At 66.8% G+C, this 26,951-nt stretch carries 23 protein-coding genes; 10 read left to right on the top strand and 13 right to left on the bottom strand.

Annotated features, from left to right (window positions below):
* Position 1 precedes the first annotated feature (1 nt).
* Positions 2-784 carry an enoyl-CoA hydratase-related protein gene (locus tag AC10QF_RS00930; RefSeq protein ID WP_494541577.1) on the bottom strand — a complete coding sequence of 261 codons (783 nt, stop codon included), beginning with the start codon at positions 782-784 and terminating at the stop codon, positions 2-4.
* Positions 785-951: 167 nt separating this feature from the next.
* Between AC10QF_RS00930 and AC10QF_RS00925 the strand changes: the two genes are divergently transcribed.
* The 3 genes from AC10QF_RS00925 to AC10QF_RS00915 all read left to right on the top strand — a co-directional run bounded on the left by AC10QF_RS00925 (position 952) and on the right by AC10QF_RS00915 (position 3,573).
* On the top strand, positions 952-1,653 hold the full coding sequence (locus AC10QF_RS00925) for an FKBP-type peptidyl-prolyl cis-trans isomerase (protein ID WP_005408797.1): 702 nt from the start codon (positions 952-954) through the stop codon (positions 1,651-1,653).
* A gap of 217 nt (positions 1,654-1,870) precedes the next feature.
* Positions 1,871-2,674 carry a CoA pyrophosphatase gene (locus tag AC10QF_RS00920; protein ID WP_032954058.1) on the top strand — a complete coding sequence of 268 codons (804 nt, stop codon included), beginning with the start codon at positions 1,871-1,873 and terminating at the stop codon, positions 2,672-2,674.
* On the top strand, positions 2,671-3,573 hold the full coding sequence (locus AC10QF_RS00915) for a sulfurtransferase (RefSeq protein ID WP_069137967.1): 903 nt from the start codon (positions 2,671-2,673) through the stop codon (positions 3,571-3,573). The genes AC10QF_RS00920 and AC10QF_RS00915 overlap by 4 nt, the downstream gene beginning before the upstream one ends.
* Positions 3,574-3,950: 377 nt before the next feature.
* Here the strand turns inward: AC10QF_RS00915 and AC10QF_RS00910 are convergent, their stop codons facing one another.
* Positions 3,951-4,517, bottom strand: a complete 567-nt coding sequence (locus AC10QF_RS00910; protein WP_053498686.1) for an N-acetylmuramoyl-L-alanine amidase — start codon at positions 4,515-4,517, stop codon at positions 3,951-3,953.
* A 72-nt stretch (positions 4,518-4,589) separates the two neighbouring features.
* Here AC10QF_RS00910 and AC10QF_RS00905 point away from each other — a divergent pair, with 72 nt between their 5' ends.
* Together AC10QF_RS00905 and rlmKL are read left to right on the top strand one after the other, a co-directional pair.
* Positions 4,590-5,117 (top strand): alpha/beta hydrolase, encoded by a 528-nt coding sequence (locus tag AC10QF_RS00905; protein ID WP_005415905.1) that lies wholly within the window; start codon positions 4,590-4,592, stop codon positions 5,115-5,117.
* Positions 5,118-5,262: 145 nt separating this feature from the next.
* Positions 5,263-7,401 carry a bifunctional 23S rRNA (guanine(2069)-N(7))-methyltransferase RlmK/23S rRNA (guanine(2445)-N(2))-methyltransferase RlmL gene (rlmKL, locus tag AC10QF_RS00900; protein ID WP_494541576.1) on the top strand — a complete coding sequence of 713 codons (2,139 nt, stop codon included), beginning with the start codon at positions 5,263-5,265 and terminating at the stop codon, positions 7,399-7,401.
* Positions 7,402-7,556: 155 nt separating this feature from the next.
* Here rlmKL and AC10QF_RS00895 read toward each other — a convergent pair whose 3' ends face one another.
* The 6 genes from AC10QF_RS00895 to aptA all read right to left on the bottom strand — a co-directional run bounded on the left by AC10QF_RS00895 (position 7,557) and on the right by aptA (position 13,753).
* Positions 7,557-7,886 (bottom strand): DUF3325 domain-containing protein, encoded by a 330-nt coding sequence (locus tag AC10QF_RS00895; RefSeq protein ID WP_069137965.1) that lies wholly within the window; start codon positions 7,884-7,886, stop codon positions 7,557-7,559.
* A complete protein-coding gene (locus tag AC10QF_RS00890; protein ID WP_069137964.1) occupies positions 7,883-9,520 on the bottom strand; it encodes a PepSY-associated TM helix domain-containing protein in 1,638 nt (545 codons plus the stop codon). Before AC10QF_RS00890 ends, AC10QF_RS00895 begins: the two co-directional genes overlap by 4 nt.
* Entirely contained in the window at positions 9,517-9,831 is a 315-nt protein-coding gene (locus tag AC10QF_RS00885) for a DUF3649 domain-containing protein (RefSeq protein WP_069137963.1), read from the bottom strand. Before AC10QF_RS00885 ends, AC10QF_RS00890 begins: the two co-directional genes overlap by 4 nt.
* A gap of 245 nt (positions 9,832-10,076) precedes the next feature.
* The gene (locus AC10QF_RS00880; protein WP_069137962.1) at positions 10,077-11,363 is read right to left on the bottom strand and encodes a DUF445 domain-containing protein; all 1,287 of its coding nucleotides are present in this window, start codon (positions 11,361-11,363) and stop codon (positions 10,077-10,079) included.
* Positions 11,364-11,428: 65 nt separating this feature from the next.
* A complete protein-coding gene (locus AC10QF_RS00875) occupies positions 11,429-12,337 on the bottom strand; it encodes a ParB N-terminal domain-containing protein (RefSeq protein ID WP_494541575.1) in 909 nt (302 codons plus the stop codon).
* Between the two features lie 63 nt (positions 12,338-12,400).
* Entirely contained in the window at positions 12,401-13,753 is a 1,353-nt protein-coding gene (aptA, locus tag AC10QF_RS00870) for an omega-aminotransferase AptA (protein WP_494541574.1), read from the bottom strand.
* A gap of 104 nt (positions 13,754-13,857) precedes the next feature.
* Here aptA and AC10QF_RS00865 point away from each other — a divergent pair, with 104 nt between their 5' ends.
* Both AC10QF_RS00865 and AC10QF_RS00860 read left to right on the top strand, forming a co-directional pair.
* Positions 13,858-15,354, top strand: coding sequence for an aldehyde dehydrogenase (locus AC10QF_RS00865; protein ID WP_494541573.1), 1,497 nt, complete (start codon positions 13,858-13,860; stop codon positions 15,352-15,354).
* Between the two features lie 200 nt (positions 15,355-15,554).
* Positions 15,555-16,856 carry an MFS transporter gene (locus tag AC10QF_RS00860; protein WP_494541572.1) on the top strand — a complete coding sequence of 434 codons (1,302 nt, stop codon included), beginning with the start codon at positions 15,555-15,557 and terminating at the stop codon, positions 16,854-16,856.
* Here AC10QF_RS00860 and AC10QF_RS00855 read toward each other — a convergent pair.
* From AC10QF_RS00855 to AC10QF_RS00845, 3 genes are all read right to left on the bottom strand, one after another.
* Positions 16,837-17,298 (bottom strand): bacteriohemerythrin, encoded by a 462-nt coding sequence (locus AC10QF_RS00855; RefSeq protein WP_005415916.1) that lies wholly within the window; start codon positions 17,296-17,298, stop codon positions 16,837-16,839. The genes AC10QF_RS00860 and AC10QF_RS00855 overlap by 20 nt on opposite strands.
* A 90-nt stretch (positions 17,299-17,388) precedes the next feature.
* The gene (locus AC10QF_RS00850) at positions 17,389-18,726 is read right to left on the bottom strand and encodes a diguanylate cyclase (RefSeq protein ID WP_069138029.1); all 1,338 of its coding nucleotides are present in this window, start codon (positions 18,724-18,726) and stop codon (positions 17,389-17,391) included.
* A gap of 94 nt (positions 18,727-18,820) precedes the next feature.
* Positions 18,821-20,383, bottom strand: coding sequence for an MASE1 domain-containing protein (locus tag AC10QF_RS00845; RefSeq protein WP_005415918.1), 1,563 nt, complete (start codon positions 20,381-20,383; stop codon positions 18,821-18,823).
* A 458-nt stretch (positions 20,384-20,841) separates the two neighbouring features.
* Here AC10QF_RS00845 and AC10QF_RS00840 point away from each other — a divergent pair, with 458 nt between their 5' ends.
* A complete protein-coding gene (locus tag AC10QF_RS00840; RefSeq protein WP_032954065.1) occupies positions 20,842-21,330 on the top strand; it encodes a hypothetical protein in 489 nt (162 codons plus the stop codon).
* A 159-nt stretch (positions 21,331-21,489) separates the two neighbouring features.
* Here AC10QF_RS00840 and AC10QF_RS00835 read toward each other — a convergent pair whose 3' ends face one another.
* Entirely contained in the window at positions 21,490-23,082 is a 1,593-nt protein-coding gene (locus AC10QF_RS00835) for an MASE1 domain-containing protein (protein WP_069138028.1), read from the bottom strand.
* A 225-nt stretch (positions 23,083-23,307) separates the two neighbouring features.
* Positions 23,308-24,585, bottom strand: coding sequence for an NAD(P)/FAD-dependent oxidoreductase (locus AC10QF_RS00830; protein ID WP_494541571.1), 1,278 nt, complete (start codon positions 24,583-24,585; stop codon positions 23,308-23,310).
* 161 nt (positions 24,586-24,746) lie between these two features.
* Here AC10QF_RS00830 and AC10QF_RS00825 point away from each other — a divergent pair, with 161 nt between their 5' ends.
* Positions 24,747-25,508 carry a gamma-glutamyl-gamma-aminobutyrate hydrolase family protein gene (locus tag AC10QF_RS00825; protein ID WP_494541570.1) on the top strand — a complete coding sequence of 254 codons (762 nt, stop codon included), beginning with the start codon at positions 24,747-24,749 and terminating at the stop codon, positions 25,506-25,508.
* A complete protein-coding gene (locus AC10QF_RS00820) occupies positions 25,505-26,902 on the top strand; it encodes a glutamine synthetase family protein (protein WP_005415923.1) in 1,398 nt (465 codons plus the stop codon). The genes AC10QF_RS00825 and AC10QF_RS00820 overlap by 4 nt, the downstream gene beginning before the upstream one ends.
* The last annotated feature ends 49 nt before the right edge of the window (positions 26,903-26,951 follow it).

Here is a 26,951-nt window from a genome sequence, read left to right as displayed (position 1 = left end):
GTCAGCGGTTATGGAAGGCCGGCGCGCGGCGTTGCAGGAAGGCGCTGGTGCCTTCGCGCATGTCCTCGGTGGCGAACAACAGGCCGAACTGCGCACTTTCGTATTCCAGCCCGGCCTCCAGGCTGCACTCGCCGCCCACGTGCACCGCGTCGAGCAGGCCACGCAGGGCCAGCGGGGCCGAGCGTGCCAGCTGGCGGGCGACGTCCTGCACCCGGTTGTCCAGCGCGTCGGCCGGCACGACTTCGTTGACGATGCCAAGTTCCAGCGCACGCGCGGCGTTGATCGGCGCCCCCAGCAGGCACAGCTCCAGGGTGGCGGCGCGGCCGCACAGGCGCAGCAGGCGCTGGCTGCCGCCGAAGCCGGGGATCAGGCCGAGGTTGATTTCCGGTTGGCCGACCTTGGCGGTATCTGCGGCGATGCGCAGGTGGCAGGCCATCGCCAGTTCCAGGCCACCGCCCAGTGCGAAACCATTCACGCGTGCGATGACCGGTTTGGGCATGCGTTCGATCTGGCGCATCAGCGCCTGGCCCAGCAGCGAGAAATCACGTCCCTGAACGGCGCTGAGAGTGTTCATTTCCGCGATGTCGGCACCGGCCACGAACGCCTTGGGGCCCGCCCCGGTCAATATCACGACGCGCACCTCCGGATCGGCGGCGGCGTCGCTGAAGGCATCGGCCAGGGCTTGCAGGGTCGCGGCGTTGAGGGCATTGAGCTTGTCCGGGCGCTGGACGGTCACGGTGCGGATGGCGCCGTCGTCAGCGACAGCGATCAGGGCATCGGCCACGGGGAAACTCCTGGAACGTTAAAAAAAAGTGATATTGAACTCTGGAAACGCAGACGGGTCATAGCCTGCATCGTGAGTAGCGGTTACACGTTGCGCCCGTTATCCTAACCCGTCGCCTCAGGGCGGCGCAGAACGTCCCTGAGTTACCACCCCTGGAGAACTGTTTGATGAAGTTGCGTTCTATCGCGGTCGCCGTCGCGGCCCTGGCCCTGACGGGCAATGCCTTCGCCCAGGACGTCTCGTCCGAAAAGGGCAAGCTGAGCTACTACTTCGGTTACGACTACGGCAACAACCTGGCGGAGCTGACCGGTCGTGGTGAGCAGCTGGACATCAACTCGGTGGTGAAGGGCCTGCAGGATGCCTACGCCAAGAAGCAGCCGGCGATCACCGCCGAGCAGCTGAAGCCGGCCGTTGAAGCGTTCCAGAAGCGCGAGCAGGGCCGTGCCCAGGCCGCCAAGGCCGAGTACGAAAAGGCGGCTGCCGAAAACAAGACCAAGAGCGACCAGTTCATCGCGGCGAACAAGGCCAAGGCCGGTGTGCAGTCCCTGCCGAGCGGCGTCCAGTACCGCGTGATCGAGGCCGGCAAGGGTGCCAAGCCGACCCAGGCCAGCACTGTGCAGCTGGAAGTGGCCGGTCCGTTCCCGTACGGTCAGCGCCCGACCGAAGCCCGCCCGGCCCAGCAGATCCCGTCGATCAAGGTCAGCGAAGTCGAAATGAAGGCCATGCGCGAGACCCTGCTGCAGATGCCGGCAGGCTCGAAGTGGGAAGTCACCCTGCCGCCGGACCAGGCCTACGGTGCCGATCCGCGCACCCCGTTCCCGCCGAACGTGGCTGTGCAGTTCGAGATCAAGCTGGTCAGCGTCAAGTAAATCGAAGCAGCAAACGAAACGCGCCGGTGATTCCACCGGCGCGTTTTTGTTTGCGCAGTCCCTGACGGTAGAGTCGACTGTCAGTCGACTGTTTTTGGGTCACATCGGGGAAACGCCCGCGCTGCGCGCGCGAGTCGACTGACAGTCGACTCTACCGTCCGGCTGGGCCACCCGCGCAAATTCAGCCCGATCGCGCTACTGTTGGCGGGTGCAAACAATGGAAGAAACGGCGCGTGTTGTCGCAAGTCCCTGCATCGGAGTGTGCACGCTGGATCCGCACCGGCAATGCGCCGGCTGCGGGCGGCATATCGATGAGATCGCGCGGTGGTCGTCGATGAGCAACGAGGAACGCAGCCGCATCCTGCATCGCGTGCAGCCCCTGCGGCAACAACTGCAGCAGTCCCTGCGCGGTTCGCTGGCCGACCACGAACGACTGATGCGCGCGCTGCACCCCTTGGCCCAACCACCTGCGGGTGACGGCTGGAACCGCAGTGAGCTGGTCGACCTGCTGCCGCCCGGGCCTCCAGTGGAGGCTGCGGTGCTGGCCGGCATCGTGCCGCGCGCCAACGGCGCACAGGTGATCCTCACCCGTCGCACCGAAACACTGCGCACCCATGGTGGCCAGGTCGGATTCCCCGGTGGCCGCACCGAACCCGATGACCGCGACGCGCTGGCGGCCGCGCTGCGCGAGAGCCAGGAAGAAATCGCATTGGCGCCCGGCCAGGTGCAGGCGCTGGGGTATCTCGATCCCTTCGTCACCATCACCGGCTACCGCGTCACGCCGGTGGTGGCGGTGGTCGATCCGGAGTTCGTGCCTGTGCCGCAGCCCAGTGAAGTGGCCGAGGTATTCGAGGTGCCACTGGATTACCTGATGGCGCCTGACAGCCTGCGCCAGGTCGAAATCAACCATCGCGGCCGGGTACGCCACGTGCTTGAGTATGGCTGGCCGGGCCAGCGCATCTGGGGGGCGACCGCCGCCATTCTCTACAACCTGCGTCGCCGCCTGGAGCAAGTGCAATGAAGCTGATCGATCTGCCGTGGACCACCCTGGTCGATGTCGCCACCCTGGCTGCCGCGTTGGGCGAAGGCATCCGCGTGGTCGACGCACGCGCCACTGCCAGCACTGCGGTGCGGGTGGTCGATGCGCGCTCCTCGCTGGCCGACCCGCAGGCGGGAAGCAGCCAGTATCTGGCAGGTCATATCCCGGGTGCGGTGTATGCCGATCTGAATCGTGACCTGTCTGATCTGTCGCGCGTCGGCCATGGTCGCCATCCACTGCCGGACAGCGATGCCTTTGCTGCGAAGCTGGGGCAGTGGGGCATCGGCCCCGACACCCAGGTGGTGGTCTACGATGGCAGCGACGGCAGCATGGCCGCCTCGCGCCTGTGGTGGCTGCTGCGCCTGATCGGTCACAGCAGGGTGGCCGTACTCGACGGCGGCATCGCCGCCTGGCAGGCCGCCGGTCACACGTTGGAAAGCGGCCAGGCTGAAGTGACAGCGCTGCCTGCCTACCCGGGCCGCTTCGACACCACCCAGATCGCCAACGCCGATGAAATCACCGCGCGGCTGAAGCATGCGCCGGGCTGGCTGGTCGACGCGCGGGCGGGTGAGCGTTTCCGTGGTGAAGTGGAGCCGCTGGACCCGGTGGCCGGGCATGTGCCGGGCGCGGTCAACCGCCCGTTCGCATTGAACGTACTCGACGGCCGCCTGCGCGACGCACAGGAGCTGCGCGCCGAACTGCAGGGCGTGATCGGCAACCGCGATCCGCAGCAGGTGGTGCTGATGTGCGGTTCCGGCGTGACCGCCTGCCACCTGCTGCTGGCGATGGAAACGGCCGGCCTGAGCGGCGCACGCATCTATGCCGATTCCTGGAGTGGTTGGGTGAGCGACAGCAGCCGCCCGGTGGCGACCGGCGCCTGAGAAGCGCGCGGTCGGATCCGTTTTCCAACGGAGAACGGCTCTGACCCCATCAACCGAAAATCGGGGTCAGAGCCCGTTGCGTGGCAACGGGAGCCGACCCCGTGTCGATTCGAAGGATCGCGGAGAACTGTCGAAGGCGGGGTGGGTCCGGTTGCGGGGGTGTCCGCGGCATGGATGCCGCGGCCAAGCCGCCATGGGTGAGGGCGCTTTGCTTGCGAAGCACTGCTTCGCAAGCGCCCGAACGCACAGCCGCCAGCGGCTGGGCCGGCCTGGGGCTTTACGGCGTCCCCCGCAATCGGATCCACCCCGCCATCCCCCGGAATGCCAGCTCTTGACGTTGACGTTGCCTCTGCAGGTGCAGGGCGCAGCCCTGCCGCTTACCCAACCGGCTGCAGTGGCACCTTGGCCAGGATCCGCGCCCACGGGAACAGCGGCCCCGGATCGCGCTTGCGCGCCACCGTCAGCGCCGCATCGTCGCTGGCCGGCACCTGCTCCAGGTCCAGCTGGTCATGCCCGGCAATCCGCCGCAGCGACGGATAGTGCGCCACCAGCGCTTGCAGCAGGCCTTCCAGCGCCTGCAGCTGTGCCTCGGTGTAGGGCTCGTCCATCGCCTGATGGCGGCTGTCGAACCAGTCCGGATAGCGCCCGCGGTTGACCAGCTCGATGCCCAGCGTATGCGCGTTCATGCCGCGCACGTGATGGGCCACGCGTTCCGGCGCCACGTACTGCACCACGCTGCCATCGCGGTCGATGTAGAAGTGCCCGCTGTTGCCGGCGCCGCTGTCGTACAGCACGCGCTCGCCGTACTCGCGGGCCATCGCCAGATCGGGCAGCTCGGTGCAGTGGATCACCACCATTTCCAGCGAGGCGGGATCCCGCAGCGGCAATCGGTCGTGATAGGGCAGGGGCTGCAGCTGCAGGCCGGGCAGGAGCGGGTTGGGCATCCGGCGATGCTAGCATTGCGGCATGAACCTGCCTTCCCTTTCCTCGCCGGCCCGCGCCCACGGAGCACGCGCATGAGCCGCGGCCACTGCATCCTCTCCCATGGCTTCGAGAGCGGCCCGGAGGCGACCAAGGTCACCGCGCTGGCCGAGGTGGCGCAACGCCTGGGCTGGACCCACGAGCGCCCCGACTACACCGACCTGGACGCGATGAGCGAGGTCAGCCGGGTGGGCGACGTGCCGACCCGCCTGCGCCGTCTGGTTGAACGCGCCGCCATCGCTGCCCGCCAGGGGCCGGTGGTGCTGGCCGGCTCCAGCCTGGGCGCCTACATCTCCGCCATCGCCTCGCTGCAGGTGCCGGTAGCCGGCCTGTTCCTGATGGTGCCGCCGACCGCCATGGGCCCGATGCCGGCGCTGGACGCCGCTGCGGTGCCGACCACGGTGGTGCAGGCCTGGCATGACGATGTGGTACCGGCTGCCGGCGTGATTGCCTGGGCGCAGGCGCGTTCGGCGCAGTTGCTGCTGGTTGACGATGGCCACCGCCTGGAGCGCCACGTGGAGGCCTCCGCGCAGGCCTTCGAGCGCCTGCTGCGGCAACTGTGAAGCCAGGGCGCACGGCGCGCCCGCCCGCATTGACTACAATGGCAGCCCCGCCGCCCCCGGCGCGGGCCTGCCGGCCGTGCCTACGGCCCTCCTTTCCGACCGGCCCGGCCCCTGTGCCGCGCCCGACCACCTGCGAACCGATCCCGTGAAATTCTTCGTCTCCTGCGCCAAGGGCCTGGAATACCTGCTTGCCGATGAACTGTCGGCCCTGGGCCTTGGCAAGGCCACCGCCACCATTGCCGGCGTCAACGCCGACGGCGAACTAGCGCAGGCGCTGCGGATCGTGATGTGGTCGCGCCTGGCCAGCCGGGTGCTGTGGCCGATCGACGACTTCGACTGCCCGGACGAGCAGGCCCTGTATGACGGCGTGCGTGCACTGCCGTGGCACGAGCACATCTCGCCGGAGATGACCCTGGCGGTGGATGCGCACGTGTCCGGCGACAAGATCACCCATGCACGCTTTGCCGCGCAGCGGATCAAGGATGCGATCGTCGACCGCATGCGCGACGAAGGCCTGGAGCGGCCTTCGGTCAATACCGATCTGCCCGACGTGCGCGTCAACCTCTCGCTGCGCAAGGGCCGCGCCTCGCTGTCGATCGACCTCGGCGGTGGCCCGCTGCATCGCCGTGGCTGGCGCGGTGCCGCCCACGAGGCGCCGCTGAAGGAAAACCTGGCCGCCGCGCTGCTGTTGCGCGCGCAATGGCCGCGCCTGCATGCCGCCGGCGGTGGCCTGCTGGACCCGATGTGTGGCAGCGGCACGCTGCTGATCGAAGGCGCGCTGATGGCCGCCGACGTTGCCCCAGGCCTGATGCGGCATGGCAGCCTGCCGCCGAGCCGTTGGCTGGGCTTCGACAAGGCGGCCTGGAAGTCCATCCAGAGCGAAGCACGTGAGCGCGAAGCGGCCGGTCTGGCCGCGCTGAAGCCGGTCATCCACGGCAGCGACATCGACCCGGCTGCGATCCAGGCGGCCCGCGAGAATGCCGAGGTCGCCGGCGTCGCCCACGCGATCCGTTTCACCCGCGCCGATGTCGCCGACCTGGCCGCGCCGGAACAGGAGATCGGTGCGGTGGTCTGCAACCCGCCGTACGACGAGCGCCTGGCCGCCGATCCGGCGTTGTACCGTGCACTGGGCAATGCCTTGCAGAAGGCGGTGCCGCAGTGGCGCGCCAGCCTGCTGTGTGGCAATGACGAACTGGCCTTTGCCACCGGCCTGCGTGCCAGCAAGAAGTACCAGATGTTCAACGGTGCGCTGGAATGCGCGCTGATCGTCTGCGATCCGATCGCTGTGCCGGGCCGTGATCCGGCACAGCCCCGCGAGCTGAGCGAAGGCGCGCAGATGGTGGCCAACCGCCTGCGCAAGAACCTGAAGAAGTTCAAGAGCTGGCGTGCCCGCGAGGACATCACCTGCTTCCGCGCCTACGACGCCGACCTGCCGGAGTACGCGGCGGCCATCGACGTCTACGAGGAAGAGGGGGGCAGGCGGCGTACCTTCCTGCATGTGCAGGAATATGCGGCACCGACGGCGATTCCCGAGAACGACGTGCGCCGCCGCCGCAATGAGCTGCTGGCCGCCGCGCGCGAAGTGTTCGGCGTGCCACCGGAACAGGTGTCGATGAAATCGCGCGAGCGCGGCAAGGGCGGCAGCAAGTACGGCCGCTTCGAGCAGCGCGACGAGTTCATCGTGGTGCGAGAGAACAACGCGCTGCTGCAGGTGAACCTGTTCGATTACCTGGATACCGGCCTGTTCCTCGACCATCGCCCGCTGCGCCGGATGATGGCCGAGCAGGTGCGTGGCAAGCGTTTCCTCAACCTGTTCTGCTACACCGGCGTGGCCAGCGTGCAGGCCGCCGTGGCCGGTGCCGCCAGCACCACCAGCGTCGACCTGTCGGCCACCTATCTGCAGTGGTGCTACGACAACCTGGCGCTGAACGGGCAGGGGGGCAACCAGCATCTGCTGGTCCAGGCCGATGCAATGGCCTGGCTGGAAGGCGACCGTGGCCAGTACGACGTGATCTTCTGTGACCCACCGACTTTCTCCAACTCCGCACGCGCCGATGACTTCGACGTGCAGCGCGAACAACTGAAGCTGCTGCGTGCGGCGGTGGCGCGGCTTGCACCGGGTGGCGTGCTGTACTTCTCCAACAACTTCCGCCGCTTCAAGCTGGAAGAGAACGCCATCGCCGAATTCGCCCAGTGCCGCGAGATCACCGCACGCACGATTGGTCCGGATTTCGAGCGCAACGCGCGCATCCACCGCGCGTGGGAACTGAAGCGGTTGGGGTAAGCCCGGTAGTGCCGGCCGCTGGCCGGCAACGGTGTCAGATCCGCAGAGGGTTCATGGGATGCCGGCCAGCGGCCGGCACTACCCATATCTGGCCGGTAGATCCACGCCACGCCTGGATGGTTGTTCAGTAGATCCACGCCATGCGTGGATGGCGGCTACAGCAATTCCAGCACCAACCCCAGCACCGGCAGCGCGATCGCCAGCGGCGCAATCCATGTTGGACGATACGGATACAACCCGAACGACAGCGTCACGCCGGCCAAGGTCATTGCCCCCAGCCACAGCACCGGGCCCATCGCCCAGCCTTGGTCGGCCACGCACAGTGCGAACGCCGCCGCCAGCAGCGCCCAGCCCAGCACCCGCCACTGCATCCGCCGTGCGGGTGCGGCCGCGGCCTTGCCATGCAGGTCGTGCTGGTGCTTTTCCATCGACAGCGACAGCGTGGTGAACGCAGAGAACGACAGCGCCAGTGCCAGCAGCATCATGCGCTGGCCTCCGCTTCGGCCGCTTCTGCAGTGTTCACCGATGCCTTCGGCGCAGCCGCAGCGGCCGCACGCTTCTTCTTCTCGGCCGCACTCAGCGGTGGCGTCCAGCGCTGCATGCGCCAGCCGCACAGCGCCAGCATTGCGCCGAATGCGATCATCGAAAGATCGACGCCGGCCAGTACCCAGTCGCCGCTGCGCAGTGTGACCCCGAGGTGGGCATGGGTGGTCACTGCATTGACCACCGGCACCAGCGCGAACGCGGCCGCACCCAGGTACAGCTGCCACGCCCACATCATCCGCTTCGGCCAGATGAAGGCGGCCAGCAGCGCGGCGCCCCAGGCGCAGAAGAACACGTTGGCCTCGGCACTGGAGCGCTCGGCGATCTGCAGCGGCAGCAGGCGGTTGCCCCAGAAGTACGCCGCGAAGGCGATCGGCAGGCCGGCCACGGTGCCGATGTTCAGCGCATCGACCAGGCGCAGGCCGAATCCGGTACGCCCGTTCTTGGCATGCTTGGGACGCTCCTTCACCGCCCACAGCACCACGCCGCTGGCGACCATCAGGCAGCCGACCAGGCCGGACAGGAAGAACAGTGCGCGCAGGCCCCAGTCGGCGAAGCGCGCCAGGTGCAGGCCATACAGCACGCCACGGGTGGCGGTGGCACCGCCGGACGGTGGCGTCTCTTCCAGCAGCGCACCGCTGACCATGTCGTAGCGCAGCGCCGGGGTGTCGGTGGACAAACGCCTGCCGTCACGTTGGCGGATGTCGATCACCGCATTGGCAGCGCCCGGGTTGGACACGGTGAAGCCGGCCACTTCCACGCCGCGCCAGTGCGCACGCGCGCTGTCCAGCAACTGTGCGATCGGCAGCGGCGTGGCGCGGCCCTGCGCCGGCGCGGTCACCTCTGGCATGCCGCCGAAGGCTTCGCTGAAGAACGTGTCCTCGTCCTGCGGGTAGGCGACTTTCACCCCCCACGGCAGGTACATGATCATCAGAGTGACGATGCCGGTGTAGGTGATCATCGCGTGGTACGGCAGGGCCATCACCGCGCTGACGTTATGGAAATCCAGCCAGGACCGCAGGCCCTTGTCCTTGCGGAAGGTGAAGAAGTCCTTGAAGATTTTCTTGTGGGTGATGACGCCGGTGATGATCGCCACCAGCATGAACATCGCGCAGAACCCGACCAGGTAGCGCGCCCAGTACACCGGGATGTAGTGCAGGTCGAAGTGCAGGCGGTAGAAGAAGTCGCCGCCACGGGTCTCGCGCGCCTTCAGTGCCTGGCCGGTGTTCGGGTCGAGCGTGGCGTCGCCGAAGCCACCACGACGGCCACGACTGGGGTCGGCCAGTTCCGGTGGCAGCCGCCAGAACAGCTGCATGGCCGGGTTGCGCGGCTGCGGCAGGGTGACCAACCAGTTCTCGGCGTGACTCGCATTGGCCTGCAGGTAGGCCACCGCGCGCTGCGCGGCCACGTCGATGCTGACGTTGCTGGACGGCAGCTCCGGGCGCATCCAGCGACTGATTTCCTCGCGATAGTAGCTGGCCGTGCCGGCCATGAAGATCAGCAGCAGCAACCAGCCGACCAGCAGGCCCGTCCAGGTGTGCAGCCAGGCCATCGACTGGCGGAATCCGTTCTTCATGCCCAGGCGCCCAACAGGCGTGCGAGCGCCGCCATCAGCAGGGCGGGGGCGAGGATGCCGACCCAGGCCCGCAGTGCGCTGCGGGTGGCAAAGGCCCACAGCGCCGCGCAGGCAGCCACCACAATGGCCAGCAGCATGCCGGTCAGCACGGTCTGGCCGCGCGCGCCGGGCAACGCCACCGCGCAGAACACGCTGGTCATCGAGGCCAGCGCATAGCCGCCGAAAATCGCGGCCAAAGCGCGTGACAGCACGCCCCAGCGCGGGTTGGAGAACAAGGTGCGGGGGCTGGCGGGTGTGGGCGAGCGGTCCACGGCGTTCCTGAAGGTAGGAGAAGGGATGGAACGCGTCCGCGGCCCCCTTGCGCCCTGCGCATGTCGCCCAGCGTGTCCCATCGACGAAGCACTGCCCGCGCAGACGGGCAGCCCAGAAGTCGGGGCAGTACACGGGCGATGGGCACGTTTTTAGTGCCCGTTTGGCTAAGCGTACAACCGATCAGTAAATGATATGTATTCGCATTTCATGAATCAAGCGCGCTGATCGTGGGCGTTGGCTGGGGCTAGAACCTGAACACCACGGTTGCCGCATGCAGCAGCAGGCCGATCAACCCGCCCACCAGGGTGCCGTTGAAGCGGATGAACTGCAGGTCGCGACCCACGCTCAGTTCCAGTTGCTCGACCAGGTGCCGCTCGTCCCAGCCCTTCACGGTCTGCGCGATATGCGTGGTCACGCCCTCGCGCAGGCGGCCGGTCAGGCGCTGCGCACCTTCCAGCAGGTGCTGGTTGAGGGCCTCGCGCAGGGCCGGGTCGGCCTGCAGGCTGCTGCCCAGCGACGCCAGGCTGCGCCGCAGGTGTCCGACCAGCGCAGAGTCTTCGCGTTGCAGGTCGGCGCGCAGGCTGGCATGGATACGCGCCCACAGCCCCTGCACGTAGTCCTGCAGGGCGGGGTGGTCGATCATGTCCTGCTTGAGCTGTTCGATGCGCTCAGCCAGCGCCGGGTCTTCGCGCAGGCGCTGCACGTAGTTCTGCAGCCAGGTCTCGTAGTCCTGGCGCAGCGGATGCTGCGGCTCGGCCAGCACCTGTTGCAGTTCTTCCAGTACCGCCCGCGCCAGGCGTTCGGCCAGGCTGTCGCCGATCTCGTCGATTGGCTTGACCCAGTTCACCGTGCTCGACAGCGTCGGCCATTCGCGCTGGATGTAGCGCACGATCAGCTGCGAGGCGCGCTCCTTCACCTCCGGCTGCTCCAGCCAGCGTCCCAGGCGCTGCAGGCCCTCGTCCAGCACGCGCTGGTGGCGGCCATCGGCGGTCAGCAGGGCCAGCAGTTCACCGGCGGTGGCAGCAGCGTTCCACTGCCGCAGCTGCTGCACCACGAAGGCATGCAGCTGCCGCCGCACCGCGGTTTCGTCGAAGAAATCCAGTGCCTGCAGCGCCCAGCCGCGGGCCATGTCGGCCAGCATCCGCGAGCGTGCCGGGTCGGCCAGCCAGCTACCGAGACGACTGGCCGGATCGAACACCTGCAGCTTGGCCAGCAGCACACCCGGTTCCAGGAACTGGTCGCGCACGAACAGCGCCAGGCTGTCGCCGATGCGTTGCTTGCTGCGCGGGATGATCGCGGTGTGCGGAATCGGCAGGCCCATTGGCCGCCGGAACAGCGCAACGACTGCGAACCAGTCGGCCAGCGCGCCGACCGCAGCAGCCTCGCAGAAGGCCGAAACCCAGGCCCAGATGCCGCGTTCGCCGTGCCAATGGCTGACCGCGAATCCGGCCAGCATCAACAGCAGCAGGCCCAGTGCGAGGGCTTTCAGGCGCCGCAGCTGGGCGCGGCGCGGATCGTGGGCAGGCGTCATGCCGGAAGTCTAACCGGCACGGCATGAGCATCTGGTAGTGCCGGCCGCTGGCCGGCATCTTCAGTTCACCCGATACCTTCATGGGGTTGCCGGCCAGCGGCCGGCACTACCTGCTTGCGCAGCGCGGCCAGCTGCGCGCGCAGGGTGTCGTTCTCGCGGGTCAACGCGACCACGCGGCGGCGCAGGGCCGGGGCATCCTCGCCCAGCTGTTCCAGTGCCAACAGTACCTCGGCGTCGCGGCTGGCGATCTCGTCCTCGCTGGGCTCCTCGAAGTCCATCTCGGCCGCGTCCGGCTTCGGCGCGCGCGGCCTGCGCTTGGATTCGCGCACGCGCTTGGCCGCCTGCTTCAGCTCATCCTTGCCGCCGGCGGCGGCGGCGCGTTGCTCCTCTTCGGGCAGATCGGCCACGGCTGCGGCGGCGCTGATCGAGATCACGCCGGCCTTCACTGCCTCCACCACTTCGGGTGCAGCCTGGGCATGGATGCGCTCGATCATGCCGACCTGGCTGGTACTCAGCTTGGCTTCGCGGGCCAGTTCGGCGCGGCTGAGCTTCGGTGCCGGCTCCCACGGCGGGCTGTCCTCGCCCGCCTCATCGGCAATCTCGGCGGTACCGTCGCTCTCGCGCTGCAGCTGCGCCTGCTCGACCTGCTTGCGGGCGGCCAGGATGTCGCGCTTGCGCAGCGCCAGCACGCCGCGCTGGAAATCGGACACGCTGCGACGGCCCAGATGCTGCTCGATCATCCACAGGTGAACGTCTTCCATGCTCTGGAAGCGCGTGTTCTGCACGGTGTTGAAGGGCAGGCCATGCTTCTGGCAGATGCCGAAACGGTTGTGACCATCGACCAGCACATTACCCCACAGCACCAGCGCATCGCGGCAGCCTTCGGCCAGGATGCTGCGCTCCAGCGCGTCATGTTCGTCCGCGGTCAGCGGGTCGATGTAGGCCTTGAGTTCTTCTTTGACGACGATATCCATGGGCACGGCAACGAGCAGGAGCGGAACCGCCCATTGTACCCGCTCGCCACCGCCGGCCCGGGCTCAGGCGGTGACCCGGATCATCTCGCCCAGGGTGCCGGTGATCTGGTCGATCTGCGCCTTGTCCACGATCAGCGGCGGCGACAGCGCGATGATGTCACCGGTGCAGCGCACCAGCAGCCGGCCATCGTGGAAGCAGCGCCGGAACACCTCGTAGCCGCGGCTGCCAGGGGCATCGCGGCGCGGTGCCAGCTCGACCGCGCCGACCAGCCCGAAGTTGCGGATGTCGATCACGTTGGGCAGGCCCTGCAGCGCGTGCAGCCGTTCCTGCCAGTACTCGCCCAGTTCGATGGCGCGCTCGAACAGGCGCTCCTCGGCGTAGACGTCCAGTGTTGCCAGCGCTGCGGCGCAGGCCAGCGGGTGACCCGAGTAGGTATAGCCGTGGAATAGCTCGATGGCCTGCGGCGGGGCCTGCATCAGCGTGGCATGCACGGCGTCGCTGGCCAGCACGCCGCCCAGCGGCACCGCGCCGTTGCTGACCGCCTTGGCGAAGGTCAGCAGGTCCGGTGTGACCCCGAAGCGCTGCGCGGCGAAGGGCATGCCGACCCGGCCGAAACCGGTGATGACCTCATCGAACACCAGCAGGATGCCGTGGTGGTCGCACAATTCGCGCAGGCGCTGCAGGTATCCGGGCGCGGGCAGGATCACCCCGGCGGAGCCGGCGATGGGCTCGACGAAGACGGCGGCAATCGTCGAGGCGTCATGCAGCGCGATCAGCCGTTCCAGGTCGTCGGCCAGCTCCGCGCCCTGGCGCGGCAGGCCCCTGCTGAACGCGTTGCGCTGCAGGTCCAGGGTGTGGCGCAGATAGTCCACGCCCCCCAGTTGCAGGCCGAACGCCCTGCGGTTGTTGGGCAGACCGCCCAGCGCCATGCCACCGAAACCGACGCCGTGATAGGCCTTCTCGCGGCTGATGAAGCGCGTGCGCTGGCCCTCGCCTCGCTGGCGGTGGTAAGCCAGCACGATCTTCATCGCGGTATCCACCGCCTCCGAGCCGGAGCTGGTGAAGAACACATGGTTGAGCGGGGCCGGAGCCAGTGCGGCCAGCCGCTGTGCCAGCGCGAAGGCCGGCGGCGAGCCCATCTGGAAAGCGGGCGAGTAGTCGAGCGTGCGTGCCTGCCCGGCGATGGCCTCGACGATGCGCGGTCGCGCGTGGCCGGCGTTGCAGCACCACAGGCCGGCGGTGCCGTCAAGGATCTGTCGGCCATCGATGTCTTCGTAGTGCATGCCTTCGGCGCGGACCAGCATGCGTGGTGCCGCCTTGTACTGGCGGTTGGCGGTGAATGGCATCCAGTAAGCGTCCAGTGACTCGGGGCGCTGTGTGGTCAGGTCGTGCAGGTCGCTTCCGGGACGCTTCATGCCAGCTCCGTCGGGTCCGATGCGACGAATGTAGCGCAGCCACGTCACGGCGGAGTCGCGGTGACCCAGGTATAACCAAGGCTCGTAGAATGCTGGAGCTTCCCATGGCCGATTTTCCCGACCGCAGCCATTGGCAGGCACTGGCCCTCCAGCTGTCGATGCCAGGCCAGGCCTTCATCGATGGCCGCTATGTCGATGCAGCCAGCGGCGCCCGTTTCGACTGCGTCAGCCCGATCGACGGTCGCGTACTGGGGGCGGTCGCCGACTGCGACGCACAGGACGTGGAGCGCGCGGTACTGGCCGCGCGGCGCAGCTTCGAGGCCGGCCACTGGTCGCAGGCCAGCCCGGCCCAGCGAAAGCGCGTGCTGTTGGCGCTGGCGGCATTGGTCGAAACGCATGCCGACGAGCTGGCCCTGCTGGAAACCCTGGACATGGGCAAGCCGGTGCGTGATGCGCGCCGCATCGACCTGCCAGGCGCGGTGCGCTGCCTGAGCTGGACCGCCGAGGCCGTGGACAAGCTGTACGGCGAGATCGCGCCGACCGGCCCGCACGAACTGGGACTGGTCACGCGCGAGGCCGCAGGGGTCGTGGCCGCGATCGTTCCGTGGAACTTTCCGCTGCTGATGGCCTGCTGGAAGATCGCGCCTGCATTGGCCATGGGCAACTCGGTGGTGCTCAAGCCGTCCGAGCGCTCGCCCTTGAGTGCGTTGCGGCTGGCGGCGCTGGCCGCCGAAGCGGGCCTGCCAGAGGGCGTGCTGAACGTGCTGCCGGGGCACGGTGCGCGCGTCGGTGAGCCGTTGGCCCTGCACATGGATGTGGACGTGCTCGCCTTCACTGGCTCCACGGCCACGGGCGCGAAGCTGCTGCAGTGTTCAGGGCGATCCAACCTCAAGCGGGTCTGGCTGGAGTGTGGCGGCAAGAGCCCGCATGTGGTGTTCGCCGACGCCCCTGATCTGGACGCCGCCGCGAAGGCGCTGGCACAGGGTATCTTCTTCAACCAGGGCGAGGTCTGTACCGCAGGTTCGCGGCTCCTGGTACAGCGTTCGATCCGCGAGGATTTCGTGCATCAGGTGGTTGCCTATGGCCAGCACATGCACCCCCGCCATCCATTGGACCCCGATGCGCCGATGGGCGCGCTGGTGGATGCCGCGCACCTGGACAAGGTGATGGACGATATCGCGCGCGCCGAAGGCGAGGGTGCCCGGTTGCTGCTGGGTGGGCGGCGCGCCGAAGTGGAAGCCGGCGGCAGCTACGTCCAGCCCACCGTGTTCGACCAGGTGCGCCCGGAGCAGGCACTGGCGCGCGAGGAAGTGTTCGGGCCGGTGCTGGCTGTGCTTGGTTTCGAAGACGAGGCCGAAGCGGTGCGCGTGGCCAATGACAGCCGCTACGGCCTGGCCGCGGGCCTGTGGACACGGGACCTGGGGCGAGCCCACCGCGTCGCGCGCCAGCTGCGTGCCGGCAGCATCTGGGTGAACGGCTGGGATGGCGGCGACATGACCGCTCCGTTCGGGGGCTACAAGCAGTCCGGCAACGGGCGCGACAAATCGCTGCATGCGTTCGACAAGTACAGCGAGATCAAGGCCACCTGGATACAGCTGTAACGGCGCCGGGCCTTGCGCCCACCTGTAGAGCCGAGCCGATGCTCTTCTGCATTTCGTGGAATGTGGTCGAGCAGGGGCGAGAACCTGCAGAACAATGGCGCCTGCCCCCCTCGTTGGCATCGGTGTCGGCTGAAACCATCGTCCCGTGCGGCCACCGGCCCGTGGCAGAATCGGTCGATCTGCCATTTCCCGTGTTGCCGATGTCCTCGATCACCGCTGCCGCGCCGCCCGTGAATTCCCCCCGTCGTGTTCTGCTGGCCAGCCTGATCGGTACCACGATCGAGTTCTTCGACTTCTACATCTACGCCACGGCCGCGGTGCTGGTGTTCCCGCACCTGTTCTTCCCGGACAGCAGCGAACAGGCAGCCCTGCTGCAGTCGCTGGCAACCTTCGCGGTGGCCTTCATCGCACGCCCGGTTGGCTCGGCAGTGTTCGGCCATTTCGGCGATCGCATCGGCCGCAAGGCCACCCTGGTGGCTGCGCTGCTGACCATGGGGCTGTCCACGGTGCTGATCGGCCTGCTGCCGACGCACGCACAGATCGGTCTGTGGGCGCCGGCGCTTCTGGCGCTGTGCCGTTTCGGCCAAGGCCTGGGTCTGGGCGGCGAGTGGGGCGGGGCAGTGCTGCTGGCCACCGAGAACGCACCGCCGGGCAAGCGTGCCTGGTACGGCATGTTCCCGCAGCTGGGTGCACCGCTCGGCTTCCTGCTGTCGGCCGGTACCTTCCTGGTGCTGGGCCGCTGCCTGAGCCAGGCCGACTTCCTGCAGTGGGGCTGGCGCATTCCGTTCGTGGCCAGCGCGCTGCTGGTCGGCCTCGGCCTGTGGGTGCGGCTGAACATCCACGAGACCCCCGACTTCAAGCAGGCGCTGGAGCGCAAGGCGCCGGTGCGGCTGCCGATGTGGACGGTGCTGCGTGACCACCCGGTGCCGATGCTGCTGGGTACCCTGGGCGCGTTCGCCACCTTCGTGCTGTTCTACCTGATGACCGTGTTCAGCCTCGGCCATGGCACGGCGGTGCTGGGTTACAGCCGCGAGCAGTTCCTGCTGATGCAGATGGCCGGCATGCTGTTCTTCGCGCTGGGCATCCCGCTGTCGGCGCGCTATGGCGACCGCTGGGGGACGCGCCGCACGATGATCGTGGCCAGCGTGCTGATCATCGGTTTCGGCGTTCTGTTCGCGCCGCTGTTCCAGCCGCACAGCCCGTGGATGGTCACCGCCTTCCTGTGCCTGGGCCTGTTCCTGATGGGCCTGACCTATGGTCCCTGCGGTACCTTCCTGGCCGAGATCTACCCGGTGGAGGTGCGCTACACCGGCGCATCGCTGTCATTCAACCTGGCCGGCATTCTGGGTGCGGCACCGGCGCCGTACCTGGCCACCTGGCTGGCCGAACGCTTCGGTCTGGTCGCGGTCGGCTACTACCTGTGCCTGACTGCGGCAGCGACGCTGTGCGCGCTGGTGGCACTGCACCGGCGCGCGCTGCGGTTCAGCCAAAGAAGCGCTTGAGCGTGCGTCCCAGCCAGCCACCGCCCTGGTGCTCGCGGGTGAACTGGTTCAGGTGTGCCTTGACCTGTTCGGCATAGGCCTGATCATCGCCGCGGATGTGGTTGAACAACCAGCGCGAGAGCATCGTGCGCAGTTCATCGCTGATGTCCTCGCCGGCCTGGAAGCGCAGCCGGTACTCGGCCACACGCTTGATGAAGATCTCATGCACGCGCTTGTGCGCGGCACAGAACGGGTAGCCCGCTTCCTCCATCAGCTCTTCCTCGAACGCGAAGTGCGACATGGTGTAGTCGACCACCTCGTCGATCACTTCACCCACTGCCGCGCGCTGCAGGCTGGACTGGGCCACGTGCAGGTGGTTGAGCATCTCGATGATGCGGCGGTGTTGTTGGTCGATCACATCGATGCCGATGTTCAGATCGTCCTGCCAGACCAGTAGTGCCATCCCCGGCTCCCCTTCATGCGTATGTCGGGGCCGACTGTAGAGCTGCCGTGCGGGAACGGCGTTGATCTGGATCAAAGCGAGCCGGTCAGGTCAGCGCGGCTCGCGTGGACGCAGCGGGCTGGCCACCGTGGTGCAGCTGACCCGATTGCGGCCACCGGCCTTGGCCAGGTACAGCTGGCGGTCGGCCTCGGAGATCAGCCGGTGCAGCGCATCGCGCTGCGGGCGCAGACAGCACAGGCCGATGCTGACCGTCATGCGCAGGGTAGCGGTGCCGATGTCCACCTCCAGTGCGGCGATGCGCTGGCGCAGCTCCTCGAAGTACAGCAGCGCCTCGTCCTGTTCCATGTCTGGCACCAGCAGGCAGAACTCCTCGCCGCCGAAGCGCGCGATCAGGTCGTGGCTGCGTGCATGCGCGGTCACCGCGCCGGCCACCGCGCGCAGCGCGTCGTCGCCCGCTTCGTGGCCATGGGTGTCGTTGATGTGCTTGAAGTGGTCGATGTCGATCATCGCCACCGCCACGCATTGGCCGTGCAGCTGCAGCTGCGGCAGCTGACGCTGGCTCTGCTCCAGGAAGAAGCGTCGGTTGGGCAGGCCGGTGAGGAAGTCGCGGGTGGCCAGGTCCTGCAGGGTGCCGATCAGTTCCAGCTGGTCCACGTTCTGCGAGACGCGGCAGAAGAACTCCTCGCGCGAGAACGGCTTGCGCAGGAAATCGTTGGCGCCGTTCTTCAGGAAGCGCGGGATCAATGAGGCGTCGGTATTGCCGGAGATGCCGATCACCGCCACCTTGTCGCGCGAGCGCAGGGTGCGCAGGCGACGGGTGAATTCCACGCCCTGCATGCCGGGCATTTCCTGGTCGACCACCGCCAGGCGGATCGCCGGATGCGCCTCGATTGCAGCCAGGCCCTCGTTGCCGTCGGCGGCTTCGTGCACCTCATGCCCATACATGCGCAGCAGGGCGGCGGCATAGCCACGCGCGGACGGCGAATCGTCCACCACCAGCGCGGCGATGCGTCGGTTGCGTTCCAGCCGCTGCACCAGCCACACCAGGTAGTCGATGCTGCCCGGGGTGTTCTTCAGCACGTAGTCGATGATCTGCTGCTGCAGCACGCGCTTGCGCAGGTCCTCGTCGTACACGCCGCTGACCACCACCGTCGGCAGGTCGCGCTTGAGGAAGAACTCGACCACCGCATCGCGGTCGCCATCGGCCAGCACCAGTCCGGTCAGCACCAGGAACCAGCCCCCGCCTTCGCTGAGCAGCCGGTCGGCCTCGGCCAGGGTGGAGGCGATCACCACCGGCAGTTCCAGGCGCTGCTCGATCGCTTCGCGCAGCATGCCGGTGAACGCACGGGAGTTTTCGACCAGCAGGATCCGCTGTGGCAGCGGATCGGCCAGGTCGCCATCGACGGCGGCCTGCGGCGGCACGGGCATGATGCGGTGGCTCACGAGGGAGGGGCTCGGCACGGATAGCGGCGGTTTCGGGCGCAACTTTAGCGGAGCAGCGTGCCCTGCGCGTCGTTCCCGGTCAGGCAGGCGATGCGAATGCCGCCGCTGTACCCGCAATCGATTCGTGCAGGACGAGCCGGAGCCGGTTGCTACGGCAATGCACCGTGCCGCCGTAGGCCATTATCCGGCCGGCCAGACGCTCGGTGGCTTGCTGAACGGTCCGGTTCGACAGCGTGCAACCACGGTCAAGCAGGCCCACAACCACCACGATGCCGCGGCGTTCGCCAGCCTGGCCGCTCCGGGCGCGCACGCTGACCTGTCCCGACTCCAGCTCCAGCAGCAGCGACACCGCCTCGATCAGCGAGCGATAGATGGCGAGTTGCAGGTCCACCGTCAGCAAGCAGGGGTTGCCCTCCAGCCGGGGCGGAATCACGCGATGGGAGTTGTTCCAGGTCTCGCATGCGCCGCCAACCCGAAGCGCGATATACAGCCCAACCTGCTCCAGCCCCGTGGGGTAGACCAGACTGGCCTGTTCACGGAACAGCCGCGAGTGCACGGATGAGGCGTGCTGCAGGCTGTTGGCCACGGCATGATGCCCCTGCGCCTTCAGCCAGCTGACCATCTCGCCGAGCGAGCTGTCCATGCCTTCGCCGAGTTGCTTGAGATGGGAGGCGCGCTCGCGAAGCTCACGCTCACGGGTCTGATGCGAACTGCGTGCCAAGCGCAATGTGGTTTCCTCAGCCAGTCCACGGGACCGTGCACGCTCATGGTGATAGCTGATGCTGGATCCCAGTGCGAGCAGTGCGACACTCATCACGGCCATGTTCTGCTGGGTGGCGAAGGTGCCCAGGTCGAACGAGGACGGTAGGCCGGTGCTGGGTGTGGCGAAATGGAGTGGAAGGTTCAACAGCGGAATCGCGATGGCAGCGCCACGCCACCCATGCATGAAGGTCAGGGCGATCGCTGGGAGGGAGGACAGCAGCACCAGGTGGGTGCGTGTGGTGTGGGCGCTGATGGCCGTCAGCTGCATGCACAGGCCCAGGACCAGCATCACCAGGATGGCCGTGACCGTAGGCGCAGCAAAGCGGCGCGTCCAATTGGGATCCGCGTGTCGTCGCGACCAGAGGAATGCCAACGGCACGAGGGTGATGATGGCGGCGAAGTGGCCAAAGATCGTGCGATCAACTGCGCTAAGCAGGTTGCTGGGCGGCGGGTTCGACCACAGAGCAAATGAAATGCCCATATTGAGAGCCGGGACGAACAATGCCGTGCAGAAGGTCAGCGACAGCAGCCAGAGGCCGGTGGCGGACTCTGATGGCATTCTCATGCGATGCAAGTAGACCACCAGCATCGCCAGCGGCATCAGCAGAGTCGAGGCCAGGATGACCCAGACCAGGCCGTAGCTATCGATCATGGGGATGCGCAGGGTTGCGAAGTACGCGTACTCCCCAAGCAGCAGGTAGGGCCACAGGCGGGTCGGGACGATCAGTAGTGCCGCTGCCCGGATGCCCGCAGGCAGGAAGAACTGATCCAGCGAGAACTGACGGGAGGCAAGGCAGCTCAGGGCGTAGACGGCCGCGAGTGCGATTCCGACGGGTCGGATCCGGAAGCTCAGTTCAATCGATTCTTTGAATCGCTCCAAGCCCGCGTCTCCCGTCTCCCGGCCAATGATGACTGGCCACTTCCGAAGACATTATCGACAGTTGGAGAAGGGCGCAATCGAGGTGCGTGGCCTCCCTTTGCGCTGCAATTGGCGGCTTCCTGTGCTTCGTGGCCCTACACGCCCGGCAGTGCGGCGGCATAGCCACCAACGGACGGTTAATCTTCCACAATCAGCGCGCCCACGGTTCGATCACGTTTTAGCCGTTGCACCAGGCACATTGGGCAGTTGATGCTGTCCGCTGTGTTCCCCATCACACAATCGACGATGTCCTGCAGTTACACGCGCTTGTCCAGGTCCTTGTCTCAGATGCCACTGACCTGCACCGTGGCGGGTTTCGATGCAGGTATTGGCGATTTCGGACGCAGCATCGGCGTGGCATGGGTTTGCATCGATCCAGTGGATTATGTCCCATGGGCACTACGGAGTCCGCCCGGTATATGCTGATGCGATTGGCGGTAGCATCCTTCTTGATCCGTATTGCATCCAACCTGGAGGTTAGTGTGAGAAGTTTCCGAATTCATGCATTTGCTGGTGCATTGATGTTGGTGCCGGTATCCGTTTTTGCTTTTGCCCCGGGTGACGACCATGGAATCAAGATGGCCGGCCAAGGACTCGGCCAGTCGATTCCGCAGGCACAAGACCTGAGCGTGGATCCCGGCTGGTTGGTCTATGGGTTCGAGCGCGATGGCATGGACTATTTCCAGGTAAACGATCTCGCAGGGCACGTGCACATCGTGATCGGCAATGCTGCCGGCACGTTCTGGGTGCTGCCGGCAGGTGACCCATCTGCGAGGGTGTCGTTGCCGGAGCAGCGCCTGCCTGTTCCCGCAAAAGCCACCAGAACGGTTGTCTATCGGTCTTCCGCATTCACGCTGGTCAGATATGCTGGCGGAGCTGATGTGTTGTGGGCGGTAGAGGCACCCTGATACTGCCTGTTGCCGGGATATCGGCGAGCTTGAGTGTCGGGCTGCATGGGCACCCGGATGTTCGCCGGGTGCCCATGACGCCCTTGGCCAAGGGATGAGCGGGACGCTTATGCGATTCCGCTGCTTTGGTTCGCTCCGGCCGCTTGACTGTGAAATGCACTACTGCAGCGCAGAGGGTGCGGGGCAGCTGTACTGCGATGGAGCGCTGGGCACTGCCTCAAGTTTTGATTCACGGTCGAGGAACAGAATCCTGACCCGGTTGCCATAGCAGTCAACGGTCCCGTCATAGGGCAGGGTTCGCCCGGACAGCCGCTCGAACGCTGCCATGGTTGTCTGCTGGGAAAGGCGCCGACGCGACTCCAGCAGCGACACGACCATGAGGATTCCGCGCCTGGAACCCATTCCGCCGCACCTTGCACGAATGCGAATCTGGCCACCTTCATGCTTGAGAAGAATGGAGACCGCATCAATGAGTGTTCGGTAAGCGGCCAACTGCAGTTCCACGCTCAGGTTGCAGGGGTCGCCCTTCAGATCCGGGCGGAGAACGCGCTCCGTCAGCTTCCATGACTCACGGATGCCGCCAGCCTGCAAAGCCACGTAAAGCCCAAGATGCTCCAGGCCCGAGGGATAGACCATGCTTGTCTGTTCGCGAAAGAGCCGCGAATGTACATTTGAGGTATGCAGAAGGCTGCTGGCCACTGCGTGATGTCCCTGGGCCTTGAGCCAGTCGGCCAGCTCAACCAGCGACGTATCAATGCCGTCGCCGAGCTTGCGAAGGTGCAGGGCACGCTCACGCAGCTCCATCTCGCTGGCCAATTGCGAGCTCCTCGCAAGATGGATGGCGTCCCTTTCCCCCATCTCGCGCAGCCTGTAACGATGGTAGAAGTGGGTGATGCGTGATCCGAGCAACAGCAATACGATGCCGCTGATCGCCATGATCTGCTGGGTGATGAAGGCCGCTGGATCGAATGCGGTTGGATGTGTGTTGGGCGTGGTCAGGCCGATGACCATGTTGAGCACCGGCACTGCAAGGGCGGCACCCTTCCAGCCATACAGGCAGGTAAGTGCGGCCGCGGGGAGTGCCAACAGCAGCAGGAGCGTTGCCTTCAGCGCAACCCAGTCTGCGGGCAGTTGAGTTGCTGCTATCCCGATCAGCAGCATCAACGAAAGTACCGCCAGCATCGGGGTCTTTCGTCCAGCGTTCCACTCCTGCCCCACGTCCTGTCGCGCCCACAGCATGGCGATGGGGGCCACCGTCAGAATGCCGATGAAGTCGCCCACGCTGTAACGCGCCGCATTGGTCAGGAAGGGCGTGGAAGGGGGTGTTGGCCAGAGCAGATGGGAAAAGCTGAGGTTCAGCAGAGTAATAACGACGCTGGAAGCGGCGGCAATCAACAAGAGGCCGATCGTCTGCGACTCCGCCATCAGTCGCCGTTGCAGCTTCACAATCAACATCACTGCGGGCATGAGGAACGCGGAGGCAACAATGACCCATGTCAGGCCGTACTTCTCGATCATTGGCACGCGGGACTGTGCAAAGTACGCATATTCGCCCAGCAGCAGATAAGGCCACAGGCGCGGCGGGCACAACAGTACGGCCGCCACCCGGATGCCGGCTGGCAAATAGAACTGATCCAGCGACAGCTGTCGGGTTGCCCAATAGGCAACTGCATAAAGCAAGGCAAGCATCAGGCCAGCCGGACGAATGCGCACCTTCAGCAACAATCCTTCTTTCCACCAGTCCAATCGCACGTCCCCCTCTCCTACGTGTCCCCTGTCAGCTTCCATTCGCCGCGGGGCCCGGTTTCTCAGGACGTTATCGGTCTGCGAACGATTATGCAATTGCACAGCTGCGCATTTAGGTAATTGACCAACCATCCATCACACATGTTGCGTGAAAATCTGTGACGTGTGCAGCACGATCAGCGCTGCGGTGCGCTTGTCAGAACGTTCAATACAGGTGGAGATGCAGAATCTTCACCACAACGCATCCCGCAGCTTGTACCACGACATCGCCGCCACCAGCAGCGGCGTGCGCAGCAGCCGGCCGCCAGGGAAAGGCGCATGCCGCAGCCGCTGGAACACGTCCAGGCGCTCGCTCTGGCCGGCAATCGCGGCGGCGATGACTTCGCCGGCCAGCCCGGCGGCGGCCACCCCATGGCCGGAGAACCCCTGCGCGAAGTACAGGTTGCCGTCCAGCCGGCCCCAATGCGGAGCGCGGTTGCGGGTGATGTCCACGTAACCGCCCCAGACCTGCTCCAGCGGCACGTCGGCCAGTTGTGGAAACACCTGGTGCATGCGCCGCTGCATCACCCTGTGCAGGCCGGGTGGGGGCAACGCCGAGTAACTGGCGCGGCCGCCGAACAGCAGCCGGTGGTCGTGGCTGAGGCGGAAATAGTCCAGTGCCCACGCGGTGTCGGCCACGGCCATGTTGTTGCCGATCAGGGCGCGGGCGCGCTCGGCCCCCAGCGGCGCGCTGGCGCCGATATAGGTGCCGACCGGCATGATCCGCCGTTCCAGGTCGGGCAGCAGGCCCTGCAGCCAGGCATTGCCGGCCACCACCAGATGCGCAGCGCGCACGCTTCCCTGCGCGGTATGCAGGGTGGGCTGCGGTCCGCGCTGCACGCGGGTCACTGCGGAGTTCTCGTGGATCACCACGCCGGCCGCGCGCGCCGCATCGGCCAGGCCACGCGCATAGGCCAGCGGGTGCAAGTGCGCGCTGTGCGGATCGAACATCGCGGCGCGGTAGCGCGGGCTGTCCAGCTGCGCGCGCAGGGCATCACGGTCCCACCACTGCATCGGGTAGTCGTAGTGGCGCTGAAGGTGCTCGCAGTTGGCCTGCAGGTCGCGCTCGTGGCGTTCGCGGATGGCGACGCTGGCGTGGCCCTCCACCCAATGGCAGTCGATACCATGGCGATCGATGCGCCTGCGCATCGCCTGTACCGCTTCGCGCGACCAGTCGAACAGGTGGCGCGCATCGTCACGGCCGAGCTGACGCTCCAGTTCGTCCACCTCGCAGCCATAGCCGGCCAGCGCCTGGCCACCATTGCGGCCGGACGCGCCCCAGCCGACCCGCTGTGCGTCCAGCACCACCACGCGCTGGCCACGCGCGGCCAGTTCCAGTGCGGCGGTCAGGCCGGTATAGCCGGCGCCCAGCACCGCAACGTCGGCCTGCACCTGCCCCTGCAACGAGGGCAGTGCGGGCGGTTCGGGCAGGCTGGAGGCATACCAGCTGGGCGGAAACGCGGCGCTCACTGCAGGCCTCGCGGGTGCAGTGCGGGAGGGCGGAGCAGGGCAGGTCGATCAGCGTTCACCCTGGTAGTTTCGCCGATGCGCGGCAGCTGCGGTGTGACGGCAGCGACTTGCCGCCGTTGCCAGGCGACGGGTAACGTGTCGGCACGCCAAGGAGTGTCCCCATGCGCCGCCTGCCTTGGGTGGGCCTGCCCACCGACAGCACCGTGCTCGGCCACCACCGTTTCGCGGTGGCCGGCGAGAAGTACGTGCGCGCGCTGGCCGAGGCGGCCGAGGTGACCCCGGTGGTGTTGCCGAGCCTGCAGCCACCGTTGCCGGCCAGCGACTGGCTGCTTGGGCTCGATGGCCTGCTGTTGACGGGCGCGGTCAGCAATATCGAACCGCAGCACTACGAGGGTGGCCGCAGTTGGCCAGGCAATCCGCATGATCCGGCCCGGGATGCCAATGCCTTTGCGTTGCTGCACGAAGCGCTGGCGCTGGACCTGCCGGTGCTGGCGATCTGTCGCGGTTTCCAGGAATTGAACGTCGCGCTGGGTGGCAGCCTGCATCCGCAGGTGCATGCGGTGGCCGGCCTGGCCGACCATCGCGAAGACCCGCAGGCGCTGGTGGAAGTGCAGTATGGGCCGGCCCATGCGGTGACCCTGGCCACCGATGGCTGGCTGGCGCAGTGGCACGGCAGTGGCCGCGCGCAGGTCAATTCGGTGCACGGACAGGGCATCGCCCGCCTCGCGCAGGGCCTGCAGGTCGAGGCCATGGCCGATGACGGACTGGTCGAGGCAGCGCGCAGCCTGCACCATGGATTTGTGCTCGGCGTACAGTGGCATCCGGAGTGGCGTGTCACGCAGACGCCGTTCTATCACGCTATTTTCCGTGCGTTCGGCCAAGCTTGCCGGCAGCACCAACAGAACCGACTGGATTCCCGATGAGTTCCCGAACGCGCCCGCGCAAGACGGCCACGCCCCCCGCACCGCAGGAAAGCAGCCTGCTGCGCTGGCTGAAGGAGCGGCGCATCACCGAGGTGGAATGCCTGGTGCCGGACATCACCGGCAACGCCCGCGGCAAGATCATTCCTGCCGACAAGTTCTCGCACGACTACGGCACGCGCCTGCCGGAAGGCATCTTCGCCACCACCGTCACCGGCGAGTTCCCTGACGATTACTACGACCTGACCTCGCCGTCGGACTCGGACATGATGCTGCGGCCCGATCCGGATACGGTGCGCATGGTGCCGTGGGCAGCCGATGCCACCGCGCAGGTCATCCACGATTGCTACACCAAGAGCGGCGAACCGCACGAGCTTGCGCCGCGCAACGTGCTGCGCCGCGTACTGGCGGCTTATGCGGAACTGGGCCTGCGCCCGGTGGTGGCGCCGGAGCTGGAGTTCTTCCTGGTGCAGAAGAACACCGACCCGGACTTCCCGCTGCTGCCACCGGCCGGTCGCTCGGGGCGCCCGGAGACCGCGCGGCAGTCGTACTCGATCGACGCGGTCAACGAGTTCGACCCGATCCTCGACCTGATGTACGACTACGCCGATGCGATGAAGCTGGACGTGGACACGCTGATCCACGAATCCGGCGCAGCACAGCTGGAGGTGAACTTCACCCATGCCGATGCGATGGACCTGGCCGACCAGGTGTTCCTGTTCAAGCGCACCATGCGCGAGGCGGCGATGCGCCACGGGGTGTACGCCACGTTCCTGGCCAAGCCCATGGAGAACGAGCCCGGTAGTGCCATGCACATCCACCAGAGCCTGGTGCGGGTGAGCGATGGCAGCAATGTGTTCGCTGGCGAGACCGATGCTGAGGGCGAGTTCAGCCCGGTGTTCGGCCACTACCTGGGCGGCCTGCAGAAGTACGCGCCGCAGGCGATGGCGTTCTTCGCGCCGAACGTGAATTCCTATCGGCGCCTGGTGTTCGGCGAAGTCTCGCCGAGCAACGTGCACTGGGGCTTCGACAACCGCACCTGCGGCCTGCGCGTGCCGCTGGATACGCCGGAAAACATGCGCGTGGAGAGCCGTTTCGCCGGCTCCGACGCCAACCCCTACCTGGCGATGGCCGCGACCCTGGCCTGCGGCCTGCTCGGCATCCGCGAGCGGCTGGCGCCGGACGCGCCGGTGACCGGCAGCGCGAAGGAACTGGGCTACAACCTGCCGCGCTCGCTGGGCGAGGCACTGGACGGGCTGGAGCAGTGCAGCGAGCTCCAGGCCCTGCTGGGCGAGCGTTTCTGCCGCGCCTACATCTCGGTCAAGCGCAAGGAATACGAGACCTTTTTCCGCGTCATCAGCTCGTGGGAGCGCGAGTTCCTGCTGCTGAACGTCTGAGCATCTGGAATAGAAAAATCCGCCGCCGGGGGGTAGGCTGGCACCCGTC

Source organism: Stenotrophomonas maltophilia complex sp. Om-AH-Sm3 (assembly GCF_059337855.1).
This window is presented reverse-complemented; position numbering and strand designations above follow the sequence as displayed.